At 64.1% G+C, this 2,479-nt stretch carries 3 protein-coding genes; all 3 read left to right on the top strand.

Annotated features, from left to right (window positions below; genetic code table 11):
* On the top strand, positions 1-682 hold a 682-nt coding region (locus JNN06_RS04000; protein WP_291238307.1), incomplete at its 5' end, for a glutamine synthetase family protein.
* Between the two features lie 184 nt (positions 683-866).
* Entirely contained in the window at positions 867-2,252 is a 1,386-nt protein-coding gene (locus JNN06_RS04005; RefSeq protein ID WP_291238308.1) for an aldehyde dehydrogenase family protein, read from the top strand.
* Positions 2,249-2,479 (top strand): iron-containing alcohol dehydrogenase (locus JNN06_RS04010; protein WP_291238309.1); only part of this gene is annotated, 231 nt, incomplete at its 3' end. The genes JNN06_RS04005 and JNN06_RS04010, both read left to right, overlap by 4 nt.

A 2,479-nucleotide genomic window follows, 5' to 3' on the forward strand; every position in this document is an offset into this window, starting at 1 on the left:
CAGCATCATCAAACTGGCCTGCAAGCAGATCGCGCAACAGCACGGCGCCTCGGTCACCTTCATGGCCAAATATGACCACCGCAAGGCGGGCAGCAGCAGCCATATCCACCAGTCGCTGTGGAAGGACGGCCAACCCGCCTTCCTCGACCGCACCGACCCGCAGGGCATGAGCGCCCTGATGAAGCACTATATGGCGGGCCAACTCGCCCATGCCGAGGAAATCACCGCCTTCCTCGCGCCTTACGTCAACAGCTACAAACGCTTCGTCATCGGCATGTTCGCCCCCACCAAGGCCGTCTGGTCCTGCGACAACCGCACCGCAGGCTTCCGCGTCTGCGGCGAGGGCAGCAAGGCCATCCGCGTCGAATGCCGGATCGGCGGCGCCGACCTCAACCCCTACCTCGCCTGCGCCGCCCTTCTCGCCGCAGGCCTCGCCGGGATCGAGGGCAAATTGCCGCTGGAGCCCGAGATGAAGGGCGACATGTATGCCGCCGCCGGCGCGCGCGAGATCCCCAAGACCCTCGGGGCCGCCAGTGCCGCGCTCAACCGCTCCGCCATGCTGCGCGCCGCCTTTGGCGATGCGGTGGTGGATCACTATGTCCATGCCGCCGAATGGGAGCTGGCCGAGCAAAACCGCGTCGTCACCGATTGGGAACGCCAGCGCGGCTTTGATCGCGCTTGACCCTGTTTCGGGCCGATCCGCAAAATCGGCCCAAACTGTACAGCCGCTTACCCTCAGGCCCGAAATCAGGCCAAAAGCGTATAGCCCGTTACACCGCAAAAACCCTCGGGCGCCTGCCCAACAGGCCCCAATTCGGCCAAAGGTGACCGCACCGCACGCCGCCCGACCGAAAAGGAAAGACCTTATGAACCCCATTCAACTCATCTCGCCGGTGGACGGCTCGGTCTGGCTGGAACGCGTGCCCGTCAGCCGCGACGCGGCCTTCGCCGCCGCCGCCCGCGCCAAATCCGCACAAAAGGGCTGGGCCGCCCGGCCCTTGGCCGAACGCATCGCGCTGGTGAAGGCCGGTGTCGCTAAGCTCTTGGAAGACAAGGATGAACTGGTGGCCGAACTGGCCTGGCAAATGGGCCGCCCCACCCGCTTTGGCGGCGAATGGGGCCCGCTGAATGCCCGGGTGGACTATATGTCGGCCATTGCCGAGAAAACCCTCGCCCCCGAAATCGTCGAGGATGGCGAGACCTTCACCCGCTATCTGGCCCGCGAACCTGTCGGCGTCATCTTCATCATCGCGCCATGGAACTATCCTTTCATCACCACGATCAACACTTTGGTGCCCGGCCTGATCGCGGGCAACACGGTGATGCTGAAACATTCCAGCCAGACCCTTAAGGTAGGCGAGCGACTCGCCGCCGCCTTCCACGCCGCAGGGGTCCCTGAAGACGTTTTCCAGAATATTGTTCTGGATCACCCGACGACCGAGGCGCTGATCGCCGCGCGCTCCTTCGGCTTTGTGAACTTCACCGGCTCGGTCGGCGGTGGCGCCGCCATCGAAAAGGCCGCCGCTGGCACCTTCACCGGCACCGGGCTGGAGCTCGGCGGCAAAGACCCCGGCTATGTCCGCCATGATGCCGATCTGGAGGCGGCGGTGGACAGCCTGATGGATGGCGCCATGTATAATGCCGGGCAATGCTGCTGCGGCATCGAGCGCGTCTATGTCCATGAATCGCTTTATGATGCCTTTGTGGAAAAGGCGGTGAAATGGGTGAACGGGCTGAAACTCGGCAATCCCTTTGACGCCGAGACCACCCTCGGGCCGATGGCCAACAAGCGTTTCGCCGCCGTGGTGCGGGCGCAAATCGCCGAGGCCGTGGCCGCAGGCGCCAAGCCGCTGATCGACCCCGCTAACTTCCCCGCCGATGATGGCGGCGCCTATCTCGCCCCGCAAGTCCTTGTGAATGTTGATCATTCCATGCGGGTGATGATGGAGGAATCCTTCGGCCCGGTCGTCGGCATCATGAAGGTTTCGGGCGATGACGAAGCCATCAAACTGATGAACGACTCGCCCTATGGCCTCACCGCCTCGATCTGGACCGCCGACGCGGACGCCGCCGCCGCCATCGGCGCGCAGATCGAAACCGGCACCATCTTCATGAACCGCTGCGATTATCTGGACCCGGCTCTGTGCTGGACCGGCTGCAAGGATACCGGGCGCGGCGGCTCGCTCTCCTATCTCGGCTTCCATTCGGTCACCCGGCCGAAATCCTACCATCTGAAAAAGGTGACGAAATGACCCATAACGTTCCGAACCGGAACTGGTCCTACCCGACCGCGATCAAATTCGGCGTGGGCCGCATCGCGGAGCTGGCCGAGCAGTGCAAGGCCGCTGGCATCGCAAAGCCCCTGCTGGTGACCGACAAGGCGTTGGCCTCGCTGCCGATCACCGTGCAAGCCCTTGATATTCTTGAGGCTGCGGGCCTCGGCCGCGCGGTGTTCTCCGAGGTGGACCCGAACCCGAAC

It is taken from the genome of Gemmobacter sp., assembly GCF_016792925.1.
Taxonomy (GTDB): Bacteria; Pseudomonadota; Alphaproteobacteria; order Rhodobacterales; family Rhodobacteraceae; genus Gemmobacter.